Raw genomic sequence first — 22,678 nt, 5'->3', positions numbered from 1 at the left:
TCTGCCAATTCGGTGTCCTTTCAGCTTTCGTAGTCCGCGTTGATGTGCACGTATTCGTGGGTCAGATCGTCGGTCCAGACGGTCGCTTCGGCGCCGCCCGCGTTGAGGTCGATGTCGATGTGGACCTCGCGCGGCGTCATGTCCACTTCGGAGCGGTCGCGGCCCGCTCCCCCGTTCTCGCAGATGCGCACGCCGTTAACGTCCACGGTGACCTTGGACGAGTCGTACGGGGCCACGTCCTCGGGTACGGTGCCCAGGGAACTCACGATACGTCCCCAGTTCGGGTCGTTGCCGCTGATGGCGCACTTGAGCAGGTTGGAGGCGGCGACGGCGCGGGCGCATGCCAGTGCGGCGCCCTCGCTGGTCGCGCCGGTGACGGCGATGCGGATGTCGTGGCTGGCGCCCTCGCCGTCGCCGATGATCTGGCGGGCGAGCGAGGCGCAGGCCTCGGCCACGAGCGCCTTGAACTCGGCGGGGTTGGCCTTGGCGCCGGAAGCGCCGGAGGCGAGCAGCAGCACGGTGTCGTTGGTGGACATGCAGCCGTCCACGTCGATGCGGTTGAACGAGGTCTCCACGGCGGCGTGCAGCGCGTCCTTGGCCAGAGCCGCGTCCACGACGGCATCGGTGGTGATGACGCACAGCATGGTGGCCAGCTGCGGGGCGATCATGCCGGAGCCCTTGACCATGCCGCCGATGCGGTAGCCGGCACCTTCGAGCGTGACGGTCTTCGGCTTGGTGTCCGTGGTCATGATGGCGTGCGAGGCGTCCGCGCCGGACTGGGCGTCCGTGCCGAGCGTCTCATAGGCGGCCTTGGCACCGGCGAGCACGCGGTCGAGCGGCAGCAGTTCGCCGATGAGCCCGGTGGAGCATACGGCCACGTTCTGCGGGGCCGCGCCCACCAGATTGGCGACGGTCTGCGCGGTCAGCGAGGACTGGCGGTAGCCCTCCGCGCCCGTGCAGGCGTTGGCACCGCCGGAGTTGAGGATCACGGCCTTGATGTGGCCGTCCGCCACGGCCTTGCGGGACCACTGCACCGGCGCGGCGCAGAAGCGGTTCGAGGTGAACACGCCCGCGGCCACGTCCAGCGGTCCGTTGTTGACCACGAGGGCCAGATCCTTCTTGCCTTCGACGGCGGAAATGCCTGCCGCGACGCCCGCCGCGGAGAACCCCTGTGCAAATGTGACGCTCACGGTGCCACTCCAATCTTCGTCAATCCCTGATCTTCCGGAAGCCCCAGCGCGATGTTGAGCGACTGGACGGCCTGCCCGGCCGTGCCGCGGTTGAGGTTGTCGATCGCGGCGAAGGCGAGCAGCCGGCCTGCGTGGCGGTCCACGGCCACCTGAAGGTGCGCCGCGTTGGAGCCGATGATGTTGGCCGTCGCCGGCAGCACGCCTTCCGGCAGCAGCGAGATGAAGTCCTGTCCCTCGTAGGCATTGGCCCAGACCTCACGGATTTCGGCGTCGCTCAGCGCCGCGCCCTTGGTGGACAGCTTTGCGGACACGCATGCGAGGATGCCGCGGGACATGGGTACGAGCACCGGGGTGAAACCGAGCGTGAATTCGCCGGCCGCCGCCGCGTCCTTGCCTGCCGCGTGCGCGAAGTTCTGCAGGATCTCGGGGATGTGGCGGTGCGTGCCTCCCACGCCGTAGGGAACGGCGGAACCGAGCGCCTCGGCGGCGAGCAGGTTGGTGCGCTTGAGGTTCTTGCCCGCACCGGAGTAGCCGACGACCAGATCCGCCACGATGTCCTTCGGCTCCACGAGCCCTTCCGCGACGGCGGGCTGCAGGGCCAGCGTAGTGGCGGTCACGTTGCAGCCGGGACCGGCGATGCGCTTGGTACCGGGCAACGCGGCGCGCTGGCGCGTGTAGGCGCCGGAGGCGTCCTTGCCGGTGATGAGCTCGGGCATGCCGTACGTCCAGTGCTCGTAGAAGTCGCCGCCGTAGAACGCATCCCACGCGTCCTTTTCCTCGAGGCGGTGGTCGGCGCCCAGATCCACCACCACGGCGTTCGGATCGAGCTGCGCGGCGAGCCGTCCGGAGGCGCCGTGGGGCAGGGCGAGGATGATCACGTCATGGCCGTTGAGCACCTCGGGGGTGGTGTCCTCCACGGTCAGATCCGCCAGCTGCGGGATGTGCGGCATGTGCTTGCCCAGCTTGTCCCCCACCGACGAATGGCCGGCGACGCAGGTCACCTCGAATTCGGGATGCGCGGCCAGAATGCGCAGCGCCTCGCCTCCCGCATAGCCCGTGGCACCCGCCACGGCAACCGTGTATTTCGCCATATCACGTCCTTTGTCACGCGTTGTTACTCGCATGACTATACACTTCTATGCAGACTTATGCATAACTATGCAATACGGCGTTTCGCAATGCGATACAAGCCCGGCGCAGGCCGCAACGTTACGGTCTGCGCCCCCTTCCGCACCGGTCTTCCTCGTCGCGCACGCGCAGGGGACGCACCCCACCCCCAGACGCACAAGAAAAGGCCCGGACACTCACAGGTACATGACCGACTGCGTACCGGAATCGCCGGCACCGGAACCCGTCGGCTGGTAGCCGTACAGCTGGAGCACCAGATCCTCGAGGCTCAGCCCGTGCGTGAACGCCCACAGCATGACGAGCGAGGTGATCACGTTGATGATCACGGCCGCCAGCGCCAGACCGAAGCCCTTCATGCGGAAGGTCTTGGTGCGCCACATGGCCAGACCGCCCATCACCGCGGGCAGCACCGGCATGGAGGAGAACAGGATGGCGAACACGAACGAAAGGATGGCGTAGGCGTCCCAATGCCCGTACAGCGGGTTCTGCCGCGGATCGTCGAGGTTCACGCCGTAGCGTCGGCTCGCCCTGTCGAACGGATTGGAAGGACCGGGCTGGCCGTTCTGGCCGTTGCCGTACGGTCCCGGCTGGCCGTATTGCTGGGACTGCTGGCCGTACGGCTGCTGCCCGTAGGGAGCCTGACCGTACTGCTGGGGCTGTCCGTACTGCTGGGGCTGACCATAGGGCTGGCCGTACGGTTGGCCGCCCTGATTGTTCTGCCCGTACTGCCCGCCTTGGCCGTACGGATTGCCGGCCGCGTTCTGCCCGCCGTACGGCTGCCCGAACTGGCCGTATGGTCCCGGCTGTGCGGCATTCGCGGGCTGCCCGGGCTGCGCCGCATTCCCGGCGTTCTCCTGTCCCGGAGCCGGCGTCGGATCCGGGGCGCCGAACAGGTACGGGTTGTACGCGGGGTAGTCGCCGCGCATGGCGCCGTATTCCGGTCTGCCGGCGTTCCCGTTCGTCGGGTTCGCCGCATTCGCCGGGACCGGGCCCGTCTGGGCGTTGCCGGCGTTCCCGTTTCCGTTGACGTTCTGGTGCTCCGAATCGTTCATGGCATCCTTCGGTGTGGTGTGTGGATGAGGTATGGCTGCAATGCGGGCCCGCCGAGAGGCATCGGCCGGCCGCAGGAACCGATCGCTGCATTCGACAGTAGCAAAAAGGCCACCCGTCCGCCATAAGGAAGGCGAACGGGCGGCCCACTCATGGGGACGGCCCATGGACATACCGTCGCGTTCCGCCACCGGCCTTCCCGGCGGCGGAACGCATCGCGTCAGGCGCGCAGCTGGGCTCCCAGCGTGGCGGCCTTGTCCACGATGGCCTGACGGATGGACTCGGTGTCCTCCGCGGTCAGGGTGCGGTCGGGCGCGCGGAACGTGACCGCGAACGCGAGCGACTTCTGGCGGTCGCCGAGCTGCTGGCCGGTGAACACGTCGAACAGCTGGATCGATTCGAGCACATCCCCGGCGGCCTCGGCGATCACGGCCTCGAGCTGGGCGGCGGTCACGTCGTCGGAGACGGTGAAGGCCAGATCCTGCTTGACGGGCGGGAACGTGGAGATCGGCTTCGCCTGGAACGGCTTGTCGTCCAGGGAGGCGAGCAGCGCGGTCAGGTCGAGCTCGAACGCGGCGGTGTGCGCCGGGAAGCCGAGCGCCTCGTTGACGTGCGGGTGAAGTTCGCCCACCTCGCCGATATGCGTGCCGTCCGGCAGGGCCACGAAGGCCATGCGGCCGGGATGCCACTGCGCGGGCACGTCCTGCGCCTGCGGCTGGTCGAGCGTGAGCTTGGCACCCAGACGGTCGGAGATGCGGCTGACCGCTTCCACGGCGTCGGACCAGTCGACCGGACGCTTCTCCTTGAGCCAGCCGGAGTCGACCGCGTTGCCGGTGAGGATGCCGGCAACCTGGTTGGGCTGCACGGGCAGGCCGGCGTCCAGCGCGGCAAGGTCCTCGTCGGAGGGACGCACGCCGCCGGGCAGGGCCGGAATGGCGGGGGCGTTCGGGTCGAGCAGGTACACGTGGCCGATCTCGTACAGGCGCACGTCCTCGAGACCGCGGCGCAGATTGCGCTGCACGGTCTGGGCGAGGGTGAGCAGCAGGGAACGGCGCAGGAACTTGCGGTCGCCGTACAGCGAGTTGACGAGTTCCACGCTCACCTGCTTGGTCGCTTCGGGATCGTAGCCGAACGCCTTGTAGTCCTCGTCGCCCACGAACGGGTAGCTCAGGGTCTCCACGAGGCCGTATTCGGCGAGCGTGTCGGCCACCCAGCGGCGGCGGGCCTGCGCCGGAGTGAGACCGCCGTCGATCATGACGGCCGCGGCGGGCACGCGCACGGGAATCGTGTCGTAGCCGACGAGTCGGGCGACCTCCTCCACCAGATCGCACGGCTCGGTGAGGTCCGGGCGCCACGTGGGCGGGGTGACGATGAATTCGCCGTTGCCGCCGCCGCCGAGCTTGCAGCCGATGTCGGTGAGCACGTCGCTGATGGTGTTGATGCCCAGATCGAGCCCGGACAGGCGCTTGACCTCGCTCGCCTTGAAGTGGATGGACTTCGGCTTGAGCGTGTTGTTGAGGTCCGCCGGGTGCTTGGAGGCCTCGCCGTTGCCGTAGCGGGTGAGCAGTTCCGCGGCCATCTGGGCGGCGGCGGGCTGCAGCTGCGGGTCCACGCCGCGCTCGAAGCGGCGGGATGCCTCGGACGGGGTTTTGTGGCGGCGGGCGGAACGGGCGATGGACACCTGATCGAAGTGCGCGGCCTCAAGCAGGATGTTCTTGGTCTCTGCGGTCACCTCGCCGTACAGACCGCCCATCACGCCGGCAAGGCCGATGATGCGCGAGGCGCGCTGGCCGTTCGGCGAATCGGTGATGAGCAGGTCCTCGGGGCTGAGCACGTGCTCCTTGCCGTCGAGCGTGGTGAGCTTCTCGCCCTCGTTCGCGCGGCGCACCACGATCGGCCCCTCGAGCTTGTCGAGGTCGTAGGCGTGCATCGGCTGACCGAGGTCGAGCATCACGTAGTTGGTCACGTCCACCGCCAGGGAGATGGAACGCATGCCGGCGCGGGTCAGGCGGCGGCGCATCCAGTTGGGGGTCGGGGACGACGGATCGAAGCCGCGGACGATGCGCGCATAGTAGCGGTCGCAGCCGGTCACGCCGTGGATCGGGTTGTTGTCCTCCACGGCCACCTCGATGTCCGGCGTGACGGACGGGTCGAGGGCATCGGCGGACAGGTCCGGCACATGCTTGTTGAGCTCGGCCACCGGATCGGTGTAGGCGGCGCCGGTGGAGTGATGGAACTCGCGGGCCACGCCGCGGTAGGAGAACGCGTAGCCGCGGTCCGGGGTGATGTTGATCTCCAGGATCGGCTGGTCGAGGTGCAGCAGGTGCATCGCGTCGTCGCCGGGCTTGAGCGCCTCATACTGCTCGTGCGTGAAACCGTAGTCGCGCAGCAGGATGATGCCGTCGTGGCTGTCGCCGAGGCCCAGCTCGCGCTCGGAGGCGCACATGCCGTCGGACACGTGGCCGTACGTCTTGCGCGGCTCGATCCGGAAGTCGCCGGGCAACACGGCGCCGGGCAGGGTCACCACGACCTTCTCGCCGGCCGCCATGTTCGGGGCGCCGCACACGATGCCGCGCGGCACCTTGTTGCCGTTCTCGTCGATCTCGTTGTACTTGTCTCCCACGTCCACATGGGTCCAGCTGATGGTCTTGCCGTTCTTCTGCGGCTCCTTGACACAGTCGACCACGTAGCCCACCACGATCGGGCCGGTGACGGTGGAACGGTGGATCTCCTCCTCCTCAAGGCCCACCCTCACGAGGTCTTTGGCGAGCTGGTCGTACGGCAGGCCCTCGGGAACCTCAACGTGTTCCTTGAGCCAATCGATGTCTACCATAGGCATGTCGAAATCACTCCCCCATCACAAACTGTTCGCTGAAGCGCACGTCGCCCTCCACGAGGTCGTGCATGTCGTTGATGTCGTGGCGCAGCAGCAGGGTGCGCTCGATGCCCACGCCGAACGCGAAGCCGGAGTAGACCTTCGGGTCGATGCCCGCGGACTTGAGCACGTTCGGGTTGACCATGCCGCAGCCGCCCCACTCGATCCAGCCGGGGCCGCCCTTCTTGTCCGGGAACCACAGGTCCATCTCCGCGCTCGGCTCGGTGAACGGGAAGTAGCTCGGGCGCAGACGGGTCTTGGCGCCCTCGCCGAACATGGCGACGGCGAGCTTGTCCAGCACGCCCTTCAGGTCCGCCATGGTGAGGTTCTTGTCCACCGCGAGGGCCTCGCACTGGTGGAACACCGGCGAATGCGTGGCGTCGAGCTCGTCGGTGCGGAACACGCGGCCGGTGCACGCCAGGTACAGCGGCACGCCGTGCTTGATCAGCGAGCGCACCTGGTCGGACGAGGTCTGCGTGCGCATCACCATGTTGGAGCCGACGAATCCGGCGGCGTCGCGGGCCTTGTCGCCCTTGACGTAGAAGGTGTCCTGCATCTGGCGGGCCGGGTGGTCCGGGCCGAAGTTCAGGGCGTCGAAGTTGTACCATTCGGTTTCCACCTCGGGGCCGTCCGCGATGATCCAGCCCATCGAGGTGAAGAAGTCCTGCACGTCCTCCATGAGCTTGGCCAGCGGGTGGCGGGCGCCGAGCGGGCGACGGTCCACGGGCAGGGTCATGTCCACGGTTTCGGCGGCCAGGGCGGCCTGTTCCTCGGCGGCCTTGACCTCGGTCTCGCGCGCGGCGAAGGCACGGCCGAAATCGGCGCGCAGCTTGCCCATGAGCTTGCCGGCGTCCTTCTTCTGGTCGGCGGGCAGCGAGCCGATGGCCTTGCTCGCCTGGGTCATCGCCGAATCGGCGCCCGCATACTGCGCCCTGAGGGCCTTCAATTCCTCCGTGCTGGAGGCCTGTTGGATCTTCTCGATGCCCTCGGTGACCTGCGCGGTCACCTCGGCGGCATCGAAACGCAACGTTTCTGCCACGAGAATCCTTTCGTGTTTTACCGTCAAACCGCCAAAATTGTCCCAGCATGACTCGACATGGCCATGCTCATGAGCATTACGGCGGCGCTGGTGCCGAGGTTGAGCGATTCGGCCTTCCCGTAGATCGGGATGGACACGATCCGCTCGCAGCGGTCCAGTTCGCCCGGCTCGAGACCGCGGGCCTCGTTGCCGAATAGCACCGCCCGGGGGCCGCGTGCGCCTGCGCCGACGCCGGTGCCGCCGATGCCGCCGCCTGCCGCCAGCACGTCCGGCAGCGATTCGGGGCGGCGTGCGTCCGTGCCGTACACGTCCGCGGCCCATACGGGCATGGACCGTTCGGCCGCGAAGGCGAAGAATTCGTCCGTGCCCATGGCGAGCACGGGAATGTGGAACAGGGAGCCGGCCGTGGCGCGTACGGTCTTGGGGTTGAACCGGTCCACGCAGTCGTCCACCAGCATCACCGCGGCGCATCCGGCGGCGTCCGCGGCTCGGATCACCGTACCGGCGTTGCCCGGGTCTCGCACCTGCCAGAACGCGGCCACGAGCGCGGGGGCCGGGTCAGTTTCGGCGCCGCCCAGTTCCAGCTCATCCGGCCGTGTCTGCATGGCCTCGACGCTTCCCACCGCCACGACGCCCTGCGCGTCCCCGCTCATCCGTTCCAGAACGGCTTCGGTCACATGGTGGACGTAGATCGGCGAATCGGCGCGCTGCGACTCCTCCTCTATGCTGCGCACGGCCGGCGAGGCATCCTCCGCCACGTACAGGTCCTGCACCGCGTCGGCCCGCCAGCGCACGGCCTCGCGCACGGACTGCGGCCCCTCGATGAGGAAGCGGCCCGACCGTTCGCGCGCGTTGTGCGAGGTCAGGGACGCCACGCGGCGCACTCGTTCGGATCTTGGATTGTCGATGATCTGCATGTTGATGGGCATGCGCCCCAGTCTACCCGGCCGCTCCGGTCCGTCGCCTGTGCCGCGTCCGCCGGCCGCCGCATGCACCCGCACCGCCCGCACGCACGTCCATTCTTTCCAATCTGCACGCCTTTTACCGCAAACTGGAAACTTTGACCGCGAAACAGCCCCTCGAAAGGCCCGTTTCGCGGTCAAACTTTCCAGTTTGCGCATCCGGGCGCCCGGAGTGCGGGCGGGCGCAGGTCAGAGTTTCGGCACGCCGGCGAGATCGAGCTTGAATCGCACCTTCTCCGGCTCGAGTTCAAACTCGCGATACGTCGCACGCACGAATCGGATGCCGCCCCGCAACCGGATGTTGCTTTCGCGCTCCTTTTCCGCCAGCACTGCGTCGATGCCGTCGCCGCCGGCAAGCATGTCCGGATTCACGTACTTCTCTCGCCCGTCAAGTTCCAGTACGATCATCTCCCCCGTCGGCAACACCCAAAGGAAGTCCACCCGGTACCACCGACCGGTCACGGGATCCTGAATCCATTGCTGCAGCAGCGGCGTGACATACCCCCATTCGATCAGCAACCCCCGCACGATCGACTCCCCGCCGTTTTCGCTGCGCGCATCCCCGTGCGCAACAACGTTCCGCGCCGCCGCTACGCCCTTGTATCCCCGGCGCCCCTCGACAAACACCTCCAGCGCGTGCCGGACGACCCCATGAATCCGCATCGCCGCGTCGCAGATCGCGAGCGCTTGCGGAAAGTCCAGCGTGCGGGCGCAGTCGAATACCGTTTGCAGCAGGCCGGTGACGTTCAGCCCTTCATGTTGTTCTGCTTCCACCTTGGGCATGAAGTGGAATGCGTAGTAGCGGCGGTCCCGGCAGTGCGACTGCAAGTCGGTGGCGAGGTGGATGCGGTCGTGCATGCGGTAGGTTTCGTTCAGTCCCCATATTGCGGCGGCGCTGATCTGTGCGAATGCGGCGTTCGGGTGCATGCGTGCTGCGGTGCGCAGCTGATGCATGATGCGTTCGCGATAGGTCAGTCCGTTCCAGTATTCCGGGCGGACGAACATGTCGTCGCGCACTGCGAGGAGTTCGCCTTTGGCCGCCCGCGCGCGCAGGATGCGTCGCCGCCGTGAATTGCGGGCCCTCAGGCAGATGCCCTCTCGTTCGGTGACGGCGAGCGCCAGTTGCAGTCGTTCGTTGTCGTTCATGTTGCCACGGTATGCGGCCGTCAATGTCCGACGGAAGCCGGTCGGGACTGTGTGGTCGAACGTACCCCCCGAACGTGTGGGTTCGCGCGTGTCGCGGCCGACTTATCCACAGTCGGCCGTGCCGGTCCGCCGACCGCAGCAACCCGGCCGACCGCCGCCCGCCGCCTGCATCACATCCGACCGCTGCCAGCCCGCCGTTCGCCCGTACCCCGGTCCGTCCGCCGGTGCCACGTCCGCCGGCCGCCGCATGCACCCGCACCGCCCGCACGCACGTCCATTCTTTCCAATCTGCACGCCTTTTACCGCAAACTGGAAACTTTGACCGCGAAACAGCCCCTCGAAAGGCCCATTTCGCGGTCAAACTTTCCAGTTTGCGCATCCGAGTATCCGGGCGCGGGAGCGCGGGCTCCCGGGGCGCGGGTCAGGCGGCGCCGCCCATGAAGGAGAACGTGCCGGCCTGCCACGCGGCCGCGAGCGCGACGGCGGGAATGATCAGGCAAACCGCGAGGAACACCCTGTCGCGCGGGTGCACCACGCTTACGCGCGCGTGGCTGCGCGGTCCGGTGCCGCCGAATCCGCGGGCCTCCATGGCGGTGGCGAGCGTGGTGGATCGGCGTACGGACAGTACGAGCAGCGCGAAGGCCTGGGGGCCGAACGCCTTGAATTTGTTCTCGTCGCCGAGTCCGCGCGAGCGGCGGGAGGCGGTGAGCGCGGACCAGTCGTCCTGCAGGACGGAGAAGAGTCGCAGGCCGGCGAGTCCTCCGTAGACGAAGCGGTCCGGCAGGTGGAGGATCTGACTGAACGCGTCGGCCAGATCGGTTGCGTCTATGCCAAGCACGGTGATGATGGCGGGGATGCCGATGGCCAGGATGCGGATGGCGGTGGCGACGGCGAGTTCGGCGGACCGGTCGGTCACGTGGATGAGCCCCCAGTGCCACCAGAGATCGCCGCCGGCCTTGCCGTACAGGAGCACGGCCAGCGCGCTCGTGGGCGCGCCCAGCCAGATGGGCCACGTGGATCTGACGACCCGCCACGGGGTGAATCCGATGGCGAGCAGCACCGCGAATTCTATGCCGAGCGCCACGCTGGCGGACACCCAGTCGAGGGTGAACAGCAGCGGGATGGACAGCAGGAATGCGCTGATGAGTCGGTAAACGGGGTTGATCGAGGCGAGCAGCGGAGAGCGGCTCGACTGTTTGACCGGTTCGGTGCGTGCGTTGACCTCGCTCACGCGCACCACGTCGGATTTCCACTCCCCTTCGGCGCGTTCGGGCACGAGTTCAACGAGCCGGGCGCCGAGCGCGGTGACGAGTTCGCGGTCGTGCGTGACGACGATGATGCTCACGCCGTCCGCCCTGAGTGTGTTGATGAGCGTGACGATCTGCATCCACGTGCGGCGGTCCTGACCGAACGTGGGCTCGTCGAGCAGGAGCACGCGCGGCGCGGCGGCCAGCGCGGAGGCGACGGTCAGACGGCGCTTCTCCCCGCCGGAGAGCGTGTACGGGTTGGCGTTCGCGTACTGGCTCAGCGAGAAGCGCCTGAGCAGCGCGCGGGCGCGGGATTCCGCATCCTTCGGGCTCATGCCGCAGCGCAGGGGCGCGACCATGACCTCCTCGAGCACGCTGCCCTTGGCGAACTGGTGCTCGGGGTTCTGGAACACGTAGGAGATGCGCGAGGCCAGCTGGGCGGACTGCCATGCGAACGGGGAGTCGCCGTCCGCCCCCTCGGCAAGCTGCGGCGAGGCGACCACGGCGCCGCCGACCGGTTCGAGCAGGCCGGCGAGCGTGAGCGACAGCGTGGACTTGCCCGCGCCGTTCGCGCCCACGAGCGCGGTGATCTGCCCGGCGGCGAAATCGAGGTTGATGTGCTGCGCGATCGCCCTGCCGTGGCGTCCGATGGCGAGGTCACGGCAGCTCAGAAGCGTCTCCCCGGTGCCGACGGCCGGGTCGGTGTCCGGCTCGCCGGGCGTGTGGATGCGACGGATCTCGTCCTCGGGACGGCGGTAGCGGTCCGGCACCCAGATGCCGAGCGCGGCGAAATCGATGTCCGGGTCGCGGAAGATCTCGTCCGGGGTGCCGTCCGCCACGACCACGGTGCGGCGGAATCCGGAACGGTCCACGTCGCCTTCCTCGCCGGTGCCCTCCACGCGGGCGGCGGCCTGCTCGCTGCTTTCGAGGCCGAGCACCACCACGCGGTCGATCAGGTCGATCCACGGCCCGGCGCGATGCTCCACGAGCACCATGGTGGAACGGTGGGCATCGAGCACACGGCGAACGGCATCCACGATCTGCGTGACGCCGTCCGGGTCGAGGTTGGCGGTGGGCTCGTCGAGCAAAAGCACGCCGGGACGCATGGCGAGCGCGCCGGCCAGTGCGATGCGCTGCTGCTGCCCGCCGGAGACGTGCATGGTGGACCGGTGCAGTTCCACGCCGTGCATGCCCACCGCGTCCAGGGACTCGCGCACGCGCCGCCAGATCTCCTCGCGCGGCACGCCCAGATTCTCCGGACCGAACGCTACGTTGTCGCCCAAGCGCTGGAAGACCGCCTGCGCGTCCGGATCCTGCAATACGAGTCCGACCCGCCCGCGGGCCTGACGCACGGGCATGCCGTCCACGAGGATGCGTCCCTCGGTCACGCCGCCGTCCGCGTCCTCCGTGCCGGTGCCGCGTCCGTCCGAACCGGCGGAGGCCGCGTCGTCCGCGCCGAGCAGACCGGCCGCGCCTTCGAGGATGGTGGACTTGCCGATGCCGGAGGCTCCGAGCAGCAGGACGCGCTGGCCCGCCTCGACGGTGAGGTTGAGGTCGCGCACGGCGAAGTGCCGGCGCGAGGCATGGCGGTAGCCCCAGCCGTCGAACGTCAGCGTCGCGTTGTCGACACCGTTCGCCCCGTCCCGGCCGCGCTCGCCCAAACTGCGGCTGCCTTGGCTGCGCTCGCTGCGGCTGCCTTGGCTGCGCCCGCCCGGCTCTCGTGCCGCCAGTTGGCGTACGGCCTGCTTCTCCTCGGTGCCTTGCATGGCGGTTCGTCCTTCCCCGGCGTTCGCGCGGCATGCGGAACGCAACGATGCAAAGAATACGTGATAAAAAACGCAATGCGGCCCCCTTCGGAAGGAAGAGGGCCGGTTCGGAATGCGGGCGTCAGGCGCCGCGCACTTCGCGTCCGGACGCGAACTTGTCGAGCGCGCCGGTCTTGGCGATGGCGACGTACAGGAACCACATGAGCACGCCGGCGAACACGATACCGGAGATTACGGTGGTCACGAGGTACATCACGCCGTAGGAGCCGCCCAGGTCGATGGCCTGCAGGTTGGTGAAGAAGGAGTATCCCCAGCAGCCCAGGCCGGACAGGGCGCCGGAGAGGATGGTGATGGGCAGGGTCCACTTGCGGTAGGCGAAGACGAGGAACGCGATTTCGGCCATGATGCCCTGCACGAGCGCGATGAGGAAGGTGGCCGCACCGCCCCACATGTTGCCCAGCAACGCCTCGAGCACGCCGGCGACGACTTCGGCGTAGATGGCCGCGCCGGGCTTGCGCACGATGACGGCCGCGAGCGGGCCGGCGAACAGCCACAGGCCGTTGAACAGGCCGGGCAGGCCGGGGACCAGAACGTCCAGGGCGGCCCACGGTCCGTAGGTGAGGGTGGCGACGAGCCAGTAGATCAGTGCGCTCGCCACGCCGATCACGGACGCGACGGCGATGTCGACCACGCGCCATGTGAGGTTCGGCTTCGCGGTGGTTTCGGTAGACATGGATGTGCCTTTCTCTGTAACTTCCCAAAGGCACGGGCGGAGAGACGTCCGTCACCGGCATTGCCCGGCGACGTTCAATCGGTCGAGGCGATCTGCCTCCTCTCAGCCGCGGCGTTCCGCCGTTCGTGACGGCGTTGACGCATGCAGCTCCCGTGTCATGGGACACCATAGCATGATCCGGCGGATCGTCAAGGATCTGCCGAAGGGTTTTCCGGATAACATCCGGGTTGCGCATGCCGCGATCGGGCCCGGAGAGGACTTACAGCCGCCGGATTGCGCTCCCGGCGCATTCCGGCGCCCTGCCTATACCGATAAATCCGATTCGTGTGGTGGTATCCGTGCCGAACGCCGGATAGGGCCACTGGAAAACAGCGAAATTTCAGTGTGGATACCCGGCTGGCGGCCGAGGATCCACCACACGAATCGGATTTATCTGCGAGGTCACTGCGAGGCCACTTTCACACTTCGCATAGCCGTATGCCATTCAACGTAGTTTCCCGCGCGAAACCGCATTCCATCACAAATTCTCCATATTCCACCCGTGTCACAGCCGCTTCTGGATGAACGTGGCCATGTTGCCGCGGGCAAGCAGCATGCAGCACAGCGTCACCGCTCCCAGCGCCACCAGGAACGACGCACCGGAGGTCATGGCGAGCGCGCCGGCCATGGGCGGAAGGCTCCGGTGCGTCCAAGCGAACAGCAGGAGCATCCACAGGAACCCGGCCGCATGCCCCACGGCCAGCATGAACGCGTTGGAGAGCGCGTAGATGAGCGCGGTGGGGTTGCGTCCGGCGCCGACGCTGCGGTAGAGCGCGAATTCGTGGCGTCGGAACACGAGCGGCATGGCGAGCATGAGGCAGCATGCGAGTCCGGAGACGAGCCAGAACCAGCGGGAGATGCGTGCGCGGTATTGGTCGAGCGGCGGGGTGGCGTTGGAGTCAGCGGTGAGGAACGGGGTGATGGAGATGACGGTGTGGCCGTCGTCGAGCGCTGCGGCGAGGGTCTGCCGGGCGGTGTCGTTGTAGGCGCCGGGTTCGAATTCGACCAGGCATTCGGCCACGGTGCCGGTGGCGGGGCCCATTGCGTAGAGGGTCTGGCTTTCGTTGAATTTGCGTGCGGAGGCGTCGAGCACGTGGGCGACGGCGGTTTGGCGCTGCCATGTGGATTCGCCGGCGTTGCGGTCTCCCATGGCCAGTTCGAGCCGCGCGCCTTCGGCGATGCCGAGGCGTTTGGCGAGTGTGGCGTCGATGAGGAATCCGTCCTCGTAGCGGGCGGGTGAGGATGGGTCGATGATGGGTGCGACGTTGCCGACGACGGTTTGCGTGGTGAGGTATTCGCCGGGCGCCTTGGTCAGTTGCGTGGAGGTGAATCCGCGTGCGCCGCCGGCGAATCCGGCTGCGGCCTTGACGCCGGTGACGCGGTTGAGGTTGACGCATGCCGCGGCGGAGATGAGTCCTTCGCCGGTTTCGGTGCGGGCGGAGGCCTTGAGCATGTATTGGCCGGAGACGGTGAGGCGGGTCTGGTAGTCGAAGGCGTTCTGGCGCATGTTGGCTTCCGCGAGCGTGAGTCCGCCGCAGGTGAGGGTGACGAGCAGGATGAGCAGCAGTGCGGTGCCGGGTTGGCATGCGAGCGTGCGGAGTACTTGCCGCCATACTGCGGCGAGCGGCCAGCCGGGTCCGGTGTCGCTGCGGCTGCGGGGCCGTTTGGTCGTCCGGCTACGGTTCGGGTTGCGGGTCATGGGGCTCGCCTCCTTGTGTCGCCTCGGCGTACGGTGCGGTTTCCGGGGCCGGCCGCCCGCATGCATCCGCCGCATCCGGCACGTCCGCCGAGCCCGTCGAATCTGCCGCGCCGCCCGCATCCGCAGCCGCGCCCGCGGTTTCCCCGGTCATGCGGTCGGTGCGGATGCCGCCGTCCTCGAGGGTGACGATGCGTTCGCACCGGTCGGCCACGTACTGGTCGTGGGTGACGACGATCACGGTGGTGCCGCGGTCGCGTGCGGCGCGGATGGCGTCGAGCACCACGCCGGTGGTGGTGTGGTCGAGCTGGCCGGTGGGTTCGTCGGCCAGGACGAGCGGGGGTTTGGAGGCGAGGGCGCGGGCGATCTGCACGCGCTGCTGCTGGCCTCCGGACAGGCGGTTGACGGGTGCGTCGGCGAAGGGTTCGAGGCGCACGTCGCGGATCATTTCGTCTACGCGCGCCCGGCGTTCGGCTTCGCCCCACGGGCTGGAGACGACGGCGATGTCGATGTTGTGGCGCACGCTTTGCCGGGCGAGCAGGGTGGGGGTCTGGAACACCCAGCGCATGTCGCCCTGCGAGGTGGTGTTGTCCACGGTGCCTTCGGTGGGTTTGAGGATGCCGCCGATGAGCTGCAGGAGCGTGGTCTTGCCGGAGCCGGAGGGCCCTACGAGCGCGATCATCTGCCCGTCGGGAACGGTGAGGTTCACGCCGGAGAGGACTTCCGGGTCTTTGGCGTCGTAGCGGAAGTGCACGTTGCTGAGCGTTACCGGCATGTCGGCGTCTCCTGCATGACGGCCAGCGGGTCGGCCAGCACGTAGAAGGTCTTGAGGTCGTCCGCGGGCTGGATGTGCGTCACGCCGAGCGAGCCGCCGGCCACGGTGACCGTCTTGGCCTGGTAGTCGGCGTCCTCGCGCCCGTATTTGCCGTACACGCACACGGTCGCGCCGTCCTCGCCGGTCATGACGGCGGACGACGGCACGGACAGGAGCGTGGTCGCCTGCTCGCGCCGCAGGCTCACGGTGTAGGTGCGCGGTGCCGCGGACGATTCCGCCGAGCCGGAGCCGGAGCCGCCGCCCATGGAACCGCCGCCGGAGGTCCCGCCCGTGGATCCGCTGTCCTGCGCGGTGAGCTTGCCGAGCAGGTCCGCGTTCACGTCCCCGTCGCCGTGGATCACGGCCACGTCCGCCCCGTTCTGGGCGAGTACGTAGGCGCCGGATGCGAAGTCCACGGGACCGGCGGGGCCGGAGAGCTTGACCGATGCGATGGACGGCGCGGTGGCGAACACGGCGGATCCCTGGGTGGGCGCGGCCGCGTTGACGGCCACGTGCACGGTCTGTGCCGTGAGTCCCTCGGCCGGCAGCCATACGGCCCACAGCGGGTCGAAGACGCCGGTGGGCGCGCCGATGCCGAGCCGTTTCTCGAGTTTCCTGACGGCCGCGGCGGTGGTCTCGTTGTAGTCCCTGTTGGGTGTGCCCGCGAAGTCGCCGATCGTCTTGAGTGCCTGTTCGAGGTTGAGCACGTCGTCGCCGGAGTCCCCCACGGTGAGCATGCGGTAGAACGGTGCGGGAGAGGCGATCGCCATGCGCCCGATTCCGTCGATCGCGAGCAGCATGCCGCCGGTGGAGACCGTATCCCCGGGCTTCACGTCCACGCGCGTGACCACGCCGCCCTGCCATGCCGGCGCGGTGACCCGGATGCCCGGGGTGAGCGTGGCGGTGATGGTGCCGTCCATGGCCCCGTCGTCGTTCACGGTGGTCGGCTGCTGCAGGATGGCCACCGGCTTGGGCGACAGCGTTTCCGGGTCCTGCGCCTGCACCCACGAGAACACGCCCACTCCCGCCAGCGGCACCGCAACCAGCAGCGCCACGATGATCCATGCCAGTGCCTTGCGCATGTCCGTCACCCCTCTCCGCAACGATCTCCTCGGTGAGATCGGCCTTATTCCAAGTCTATCAGCGCGCGTTGGCGCAGCCCGCAACCCGTGTAGTCCGGAAGATGACTCGAGCGGCACATCATTGCTCTCCCTTCCGGAGTTCCTCCTGATGCTCCTCCAGCCCGCCGCCGAAAAACTTCCTCTGCGCGGACGAGTACGTCAGGCACCGGGTCGCAGCCCCATTATCCTCCCGACTCATGGTGGTGTCCTCATCAACGAGATCGTAGATCTTCACCGACGCCTCGGCTATGTCCAGTCCCGATAGCACCGGCTCGATGCTTTTCGCGAACTCGGGAACGGTGTTGGCCATGCACCGCACCCTGCCCTCGTACTGCCGCTGCCGGGACACATCCCAATCCACGGTGGAAAACGCCATCTGCTCCACCGGATCGAAGACCGAATCACAAGCCGCCAAGGCCTTGCCCAACGCGGTATCCGCCAACGGCCTCTCGCCGGTCGCCTGATTATTCGGATTGTCCATCGCCAAACCATAGGCCCCTCCAATGATCCAGGGATAGATGTCCAGATCATACCCGTACTCACCGGCCAGACCATGGTCCACATAGCAAGCTATCTGCGCCTCGATCGCCTGCTCCGTCTCCGGCCTCGTCAACTTTCCGTCCGCCAGGACCGCATCCGCCAGACGCTGATACCGATCGGTACCCCCGCCATCCCCCGCATCAATGAACTGATCACCACCCGCTCCCGCGCCGCACCCGCCCAGCAGCATGACAACGACACAACAAACAATCCCCAACGAGCGATTCCCACGACGAAGCATCATTGCCCCCAAACCCCATGAATTGACCACTAACCGAAGTCCACGATCGGCGACGATCGATGATGAAAGAGACGCCCGGATTTATCCAGCAATTTCAGCCTATCAAACCAGCCATGTTTCCATTCTTCGCGTGTTGTGAACGCCTTCAATGCGCTTGCCTATATCCCACGCCGCATGCCGGGCGCCAACAGCTCTCGCTGAAACGAGACCGCAATGCCCCCGAAATCCTTGATCTTGTGGATGAACCGGCTTCGCCGGCGTTGATTGTCCACTGGTTCGGAGCCCCGGCGCGAACAGGCGGCGGGCGTTCACGCAAATGCCGCCATCCCAGATCTCCAAATGTGGTCGAGGAAAACCGGCAGTCCGGGTGAAACTTGCCCAGCGCATAGGTGCCATAAATCAGCCAAAGCTGCACGTTCACCATCCATCGCCGCCGCCCGGGAACAAGTCTCTTTTCTCATGACAGCTCCTTACCGTTGACGACTTGATGAAGCCATGGAAGATGCCGTTCGCTCATTGCTCGCCGCCGAAGGTCCTACGCGTCGCGGACGCATACTGCAGACAGGTTTCGATGGTCGACTGTTCCCGTTCGCTCATGCTGTCCCTGAGCGGAAGGTATACGTCCCAAATCCTGTCGACGGCATCCTCCGGACTGTCGTCCTTCCATGCGGGATCGATGCGCCGGGCGAATTCAGGGGTGTTGTTGGACAGGCATTGCACTACAGCATTAAAGCGTTTGGTGGCTAGGGCCTGCCAATCCACGCCCGCGACCGCCAACGATTCGACGGGCTGGAACACCGCATCGCAGGTCGCCATCGCCTTCCCGAGATAAGGATCCAGTTCCGACGCGTCGGGATCCTGCGGCGAGTACAACCTGTAGTGGGGATTGCTTCGGGACAAGCCAAAGTCGCCGTTGATCGTCCACGGATAGATGTCCAGATCGTAGCCGTACTCCCCCGCAAGGCCATGCTCCTCATAGCAATCCATCTGACTTTCTATGGCCTGCTCCGTCTCCGATCGCGTCAGCTTTCCGTCAGCCAGAATATCGTCAACCAATGTCTGATATGCTCCTGTTTCCCGAGCATCTACACCGACGACATATTGCTCTTTTAAAGATCGATTCACGCAACCTGAAGTAAGAGAAACGGCAACAATAACAAACATTGCAAGCAAAAGTTTCAATATATGCTCCTCGCAACTTTGTCGGTGCCAAAACAATGGCACCGACAAAAATATCACTCTCAGTAGTAAAGCGACTCAACACTTTCCCAACTGAACTGTGGTTCATTCCAACCGGAATGCATTGACATTCTAAGCTCAGAAGCATTCGTGATCCGCAAACTTGCAGATAGGTAACCTAAAAATTGTTTTGAGGTACGTTTTTCTCCTTTAGAAGTTGTGTAATGAACATACACACCCACTTGAGAACACTTATTGGACAAATTTCTTGTTGAAGCTGTCACCACTCCATTAGCATATTGCGCTTGAAGAAGAGCCTGACACTCATTCCCAAAAACAACTACTCTACTGAGTAAGTCATTTGCAGAAGCAAAAGGAGCAAATGTGAGTGCAGCTATAGCAACGACAACGGTAATATAACTCGCAATTCTCTTTTTCTTTACCATTAGACTGACTTTCTTTTGCATTGAGCGAACCAATCGGTAAGTCCACGATCAACGATGATCGATGATGGAAGAGATGCTCGGATTTCTCCGGCAATTTCAGCCTATCAAACCAGCTGTGCTTCCATTCTTCGCGTGTTGTGAGCATCTTCAATGCGCTTGCCTATATTCCATGTCGCATGCCGGACGTCACCAGCTTCTCGCTGAAACGAGACCGCAATCCAGATCACCCGCACAACCTATTGAACGCCGAACCGGTGCACGGGCTGTCCATCCCATTGCAGGCATTGCCGTATCGACTCCCGTGTCTGCTGCGCAAGACCCTGGGCTTGGGAGCTGCTTTCGAGATAATCATGCGCGGAGCGCAGCCCCTCCTCGGTTGCCGGCCATGTGGATTCGATATGTGCCGCCATGTCCGCATCGATGTTGCTGACGCAGAGCAGAAGGTTCCGGTATCGGGGCGCGTAGAAGGCATCAAAGTCAACCGTGCTGATGCGGTGGTCTTCCACGGCACGGAAGTATCCGTTGCAGGTGCCGGACGCCTTGTCCATCGCTTTCCCCACGCGGTCTATGGTGCGTTTGCCTTCCGGCGAATTCGCATCGTCGACCAGCGCGAAGTCGGGATGGTCCTTGCCGAGCTGATAGGAGATGCCGATCCACGGGTCCGCGTTGACGTCATAGGCGTATTCACCAGCCAGGTGCTGCTCGGTGTAGCATTGCACAATCGCCTCGTACACCTGTTCCAGCTCCGCATTGGTCACGTTCCCGTCCTCCATGACCTTGGAGGCAAGCCGCTCGTATTGATTGCCCGTCTGCACGCCGTTGTCGACGAACGTCTCGCCTGTCGGCCCTCCGCACCCGGCAGTCAGCATGACCGCCGCCAATGCCACAACGCCGATGCGTCTGCTCATGTTCAACATAGGCACCTCCCAACACCGAAAAACTAAACGCCAACAGGTCAGATCGGCAACACTGCCATCTGGAGAAGAACAAGGCTGAAAGCTTTCATGGCCAGTGTATCATGGAGCGGTTGTTCTCTTCGCATGTTGTGAATGCCAGTTAAGGCGAACGCATGAGACGAAGAGGACATTTGTCAAAAATCTTCGCGTGTTGTGAATATGGCGGCAATCTATCATGGAGGAAGATCACCGAGACAAGGAGGGTCTCATGAAATTCGTTGCCCTGATTACCGCATTGACGCTGGCAATCGGCCCCATCATGCCCGCAGCCAAGGATTCACGCGACTTCGGGATCCGCGCCAACGAAGCCTCATTGTATTCCATCGACTGCCCGTCGTGGCTGTGGTTCATCTGCGGCAGCAAGAAATAGCCTACGGCAACGATCACAGGACATCATGAACGGTCAGGCGACGCGAATCGCCATCGTTGACAACGACCCCCGTGCATTGCAATCTTTGAGCGTTTCCATCGAGCGGTTGCTTGAACTCGCAACTATCACCTTTGCTGCAACACAAGGACAGGAAGCACTTGCCTATTGCAGCAAAGTGGACCTATGGGTGTTGGATATGTCGCTGGAAGACCTTCAGGGGCCGGATCTATGCAGGCAACTGAGGGGTAGTGCCATCAATGCCACAGTGCCGGTACTGGGCGTCACCAGTTTCTCGCTTGGGCGCTACCGTGACGCCCTTATTGCCGCTGGCGGACAGGCACTGGTGGACAAAAGCGACGATCACGCCATTATCCGGGCGGCGCGGCTGTTGCTTCGGGGCGAAGCATTTGCAGGCTTTGAGACGGCGGATAACGCTCATCGCAGAATTCAAAGAGAAGAAGAGCAACATCAGAAACTCACCAAACGGGAGCAGGAGGTGATCGGTCTGATCTCCGAAGGCATGCTTGACTCCGATGTGGCCTTCCGTCTGGGCATCACTCAAGATACCGTGCGCAAGCACATGCAGCATGTCCTGCACAAACTTGGATTCAGCACCACACGTCAAGCGGCACTTTATTGGTCGAACAAGCACAGTCATTAAGTCCGGAAGCCTAAACCACATGCATGAAGCCAATCCGCCGAAATACAATCCATCGGCCAATCCCGTAGACCGTCCTCAGATCGTGCGCATTGCGCTCTCCGGCATTGCCGTCTGCTTCATCATATGGAGCATCTTTGATACCGGAATCGCAACACTGACCGCCATGTTCTGGTACGCTCTGCAAACCATCGGTGTCATTGCAACTATACGTTTCCCTAAAGTCGCCGGCATTGCGCTCATCGCCACGGATTTCTGCGCAGCCGCATTCCCCGGTGTCCACGTTTCCACATTCGCCGGCATGTTCCTCGCCATCGGGTTGCTCAGCTACGAGACCGATAACGTCATAGCAGCGATCACGTTCGCTGTCTCCGCAGTCTCGCAGGCCGTACAGCAATGGTTGTTTCTCGGCGGCGATTTTTCATATCCGCCATATGCGGCTATCACCGTCACCTATCTGCTCGCCGCACTGGCCGGGAGCATGGTACGGGTCAGTGAGCAAATGGCCCGCATACGCATCAGTGCCGAACAGACCCTGCACTACTCCCGGCATGCCGTCGCCTTGGGCAATCAGATCCATGACCACGTTACCGGAGAACTGGTCATGATCATTCGCATCGCGCAGCATCGGCTTCGCACTGACCCCGGCAGCACCGACAACGACCATGCCGACCGCAAAGCGTGGCTGGAGGTGGAACGATCTGCGCGAAAGGCATTGGCCGACACACGCGAGGTCATTGACATGCTGGATCACATCGCGAACACGTCGGTCGAGTCAACCTCCGAAGCGGCAGACAACGACGCCTTCGCGAATCGCGTTCGCTCGCTCGTCGCAGACAAGGCGACCAGTCTCGCATCGGCCGGATTCCACGGTCAGCCAATCGTGAACATCGGCAAGGACGTCCGCTTCTCCAATCCTTCATGCCGTCAGCTCATACTGGATACCATCACAGAACTGGCCAATAACATCGCACGCCACGGTGACCCGTCCGAGAACTACTCACTTGCCGTCATCGCTCACTCACAGTTCGTCAGCGTAACCAGCAGCAATGCCGCCAGAGCCAATGACGATATGGTCGCAGGGCGCGGACTCGACAGCCTGCAGGATCGCATCAGGGCCCGTGGCGGCTCCATCGCCATCGAAACGGAAGAACGTATGCACTATTGCATTGTCACGTTTACGCTGTGAAATCGTTACCACCACGCGCAGGCGCTCATCCTCGACGCCGCGGCAGAGATGTACGGCAACATAGCCCGTCATGCCGTCAAAGACGAGGAATACACGGTTTCGGTGACCATCAATCAGGATGGCGCACTGATCGTTACCTCCAACGTCACCAAGCCCGATGACGACATGACCGGCGGACACGGGCTGCTTGCGCTGGAACGAAATCTGCGCAAACACGGCGGATCGCTGGAGACCGAGCTGTCCGACGGCCGCCGCTATTGGTACGCGGACATTCGTATCTAGCCACGGCCCCG

20 protein-coding genes are annotated in these 22,678 nt (G+C 65.0%); 4 read left to right on the top strand and 16 right to left on the bottom strand.

Annotated elements, in window-relative coordinates:
* Nucleotides 1-20: 20 nt before the first annotated feature.
* The 16 genes from argJ to AC1AZA_RS01010 all read right to left on the bottom strand — a co-directional run bounded on the left by argJ (nucleotide 21) and on the right by AC1AZA_RS01010 (nucleotide 20,120).
* Complete coding sequence (gene argJ / locus AC1AZA_RS01085; RefSeq protein ID WP_476512905.1) at nucleotides 21-1,190, bottom strand: bifunctional glutamate N-acetyltransferase/amino-acid acetyltransferase ArgJ; 1,170 nt, start codon at nucleotides 1,188-1,190, stop codon at nucleotides 21-23.
* Nucleotides 1,187-2,281 (bottom strand): N-acetyl-gamma-glutamyl-phosphate reductase, encoded by a 1,095-nt coding sequence (argC, locus tag AC1AZA_RS01080; protein WP_476512904.1) that lies wholly within the window; start codon nucleotides 2,279-2,281, stop codon nucleotides 1,187-1,189. The genes argJ and argC overlap by 4 nt, the downstream gene beginning before the upstream one ends.
* Before the next feature lie 213 nt (nucleotides 2,282-2,494).
* On the bottom strand, nucleotides 2,495-3,370 hold the full coding sequence (locus AC1AZA_RS01075; protein ID WP_476512903.1) for a DUF4190 domain-containing protein: 876 nt from the start codon (nucleotides 3,368-3,370) through the stop codon (nucleotides 2,495-2,497).
* Nucleotides 3,371-3,588: 218 nt separating this feature from the next.
* Nucleotides 3,589-6,207: a phenylalanine--tRNA ligase subunit beta gene (pheT, locus tag AC1AZA_RS01070; protein ID WP_476512902.1), complete on the bottom strand. Its 2,619-nt coding sequence runs from the start codon at nucleotides 6,205-6,207 to the stop codon at nucleotides 3,589-3,591.
* A gap of 7 nt (nucleotides 6,208-6,214) precedes the next feature.
* Entirely contained in the window at nucleotides 6,215-7,282 is a 1,068-nt protein-coding gene (gene pheS / locus AC1AZA_RS01065; RefSeq protein WP_476512901.1) for a phenylalanine--tRNA ligase subunit alpha, read from the bottom strand.
* Nucleotides 7,283-7,305: 23 nt separating this feature from the next.
* Nucleotides 7,306-8,211 carry a TrmH family RNA methyltransferase gene (locus tag AC1AZA_RS01060; protein ID WP_476512900.1) on the bottom strand — a complete coding sequence of 302 codons (906 nt, stop codon included), beginning with the start codon at nucleotides 8,209-8,211 and terminating at the stop codon, nucleotides 7,306-7,308.
* A gap of 222 nt (nucleotides 8,212-8,433) precedes the next feature.
* A complete protein-coding gene (locus tag AC1AZA_RS01055; RefSeq protein WP_476512899.1) occupies nucleotides 8,434-9,390 on the bottom strand; it encodes a hypothetical protein in 957 nt (318 codons plus the stop codon).
* 421 nt (nucleotides 9,391-9,811) lie between these two features.
* Nucleotides 9,812-12,403, bottom strand: coding sequence for an ATP-binding cassette domain-containing protein (locus AC1AZA_RS01050; protein ID WP_476512898.1), 2,592 nt, complete (start codon nucleotides 12,401-12,403; stop codon nucleotides 9,812-9,814).
* Between the two features lie 121 nt (nucleotides 12,404-12,524).
* Nucleotides 12,525-13,136 (bottom strand): ECF transporter S component, encoded by a 612-nt coding sequence (locus AC1AZA_RS01045; RefSeq protein ID WP_476512897.1) that lies wholly within the window; start codon nucleotides 13,134-13,136, stop codon nucleotides 12,525-12,527.
* Nucleotides 13,137-13,680: 544 nt separating this feature from the next.
* On the bottom strand, nucleotides 13,681-14,874 hold the full coding sequence (locus AC1AZA_RS01040) for an ABC transporter permease family protein (RefSeq protein ID WP_476512896.1): 1,194 nt from the start codon (nucleotides 14,872-14,874) through the stop codon (nucleotides 13,681-13,683).
* The gene (locus tag AC1AZA_RS01035) at nucleotides 14,852-15,646 is read right to left on the bottom strand and encodes an ABC transporter ATP-binding protein (RefSeq protein ID WP_476512895.1); all 795 of its coding nucleotides are present in this window, start codon (nucleotides 15,644-15,646) and stop codon (nucleotides 14,852-14,854) included. Before AC1AZA_RS01035 ends, AC1AZA_RS01040 begins: the two co-directional genes overlap by 23 nt.
* Nucleotides 15,637-16,767, bottom strand: coding sequence for a peptidoglycan-binding domain-containing protein (locus tag AC1AZA_RS01030; protein WP_476512894.1), 1,131 nt, complete (start codon nucleotides 16,765-16,767; stop codon nucleotides 15,637-15,639). The genes AC1AZA_RS01035 and AC1AZA_RS01030 overlap by 10 nt, the downstream gene beginning before the upstream one ends.
* Before the next feature lie 118 nt (nucleotides 16,768-16,885).
* Nucleotides 16,886-17,590: a hypothetical protein gene (locus AC1AZA_RS01025; RefSeq protein WP_476512893.1), complete on the bottom strand. Its 705-nt coding sequence runs from the start codon at nucleotides 17,588-17,590 to the stop codon at nucleotides 16,886-16,888.
* A gap of 510 nt (nucleotides 17,591-18,100) precedes the next feature.
* Complete coding sequence (locus AC1AZA_RS01020; protein WP_476512892.1) at nucleotides 18,101-18,769, bottom strand: hypothetical protein; 669 nt, start codon at nucleotides 18,767-18,769, stop codon at nucleotides 18,101-18,103.
* Nucleotides 18,770-18,828: 59 nt separating this feature from the next.
* On the bottom strand, nucleotides 18,829-19,233 hold the full coding sequence (locus AC1AZA_RS01015; protein WP_476512891.1) for a hypothetical protein: 405 nt from the start codon (nucleotides 19,231-19,233) through the stop codon (nucleotides 18,829-18,831).
* Nucleotides 19,234-19,448: 215 nt separating this feature from the next.
* Entirely contained in the window at nucleotides 19,449-20,120 is a 672-nt protein-coding gene (locus tag AC1AZA_RS01010) for a hypothetical protein (protein WP_476512890.1), read from the bottom strand.
* A gap of 256 nt (nucleotides 20,121-20,376) precedes the next feature.
* Between AC1AZA_RS01010 and AC1AZA_RS01005 the strand changes: the two genes are divergently transcribed.
* The 4 genes from AC1AZA_RS01005 (at nucleotide 20,377) to AC1AZA_RS00990 (ending at nucleotide 22,667) form a co-directional block, all read left to right on the top strand.
* Entirely contained in the window at nucleotides 20,377-20,538 is a 162-nt protein-coding gene (locus tag AC1AZA_RS01005) for a hypothetical protein (RefSeq protein WP_476512889.1), read from the top strand.
* 25 nt (nucleotides 20,539-20,563) lie between these two features.
* Nucleotides 20,564-21,199, top strand: coding sequence for a response regulator (locus AC1AZA_RS01000; protein ID WP_476512888.1), 636 nt, complete (start codon nucleotides 20,564-20,566; stop codon nucleotides 21,197-21,199).
* Nucleotides 21,200-21,218: 19 nt separating this feature from the next.
* Nucleotides 21,219-22,385, top strand: coding sequence for a sensor histidine kinase (locus AC1AZA_RS00995; protein ID WP_476512887.1), 1,167 nt, complete (start codon nucleotides 21,219-21,221; stop codon nucleotides 22,383-22,385).
* A gap of 102 nt (nucleotides 22,386-22,487) precedes the next feature.
* The gene (locus AC1AZA_RS00990; protein WP_476512886.1) at nucleotides 22,488-22,667 is read left to right on the top strand and encodes a hypothetical protein; all 180 of its coding nucleotides are present in this window, start codon (nucleotides 22,488-22,490) and stop codon (nucleotides 22,665-22,667) included.
* Nucleotides 22,668-22,678 lie beyond the last annotated feature (11 nt).

Source organism: Bifidobacterium sp. LH_389 (assembly GCF_056357235.1).
Note: the sequence above shows the minus strand (reverse complement) of the source record. Positions and strands in the feature narration are given on the sequence as shown.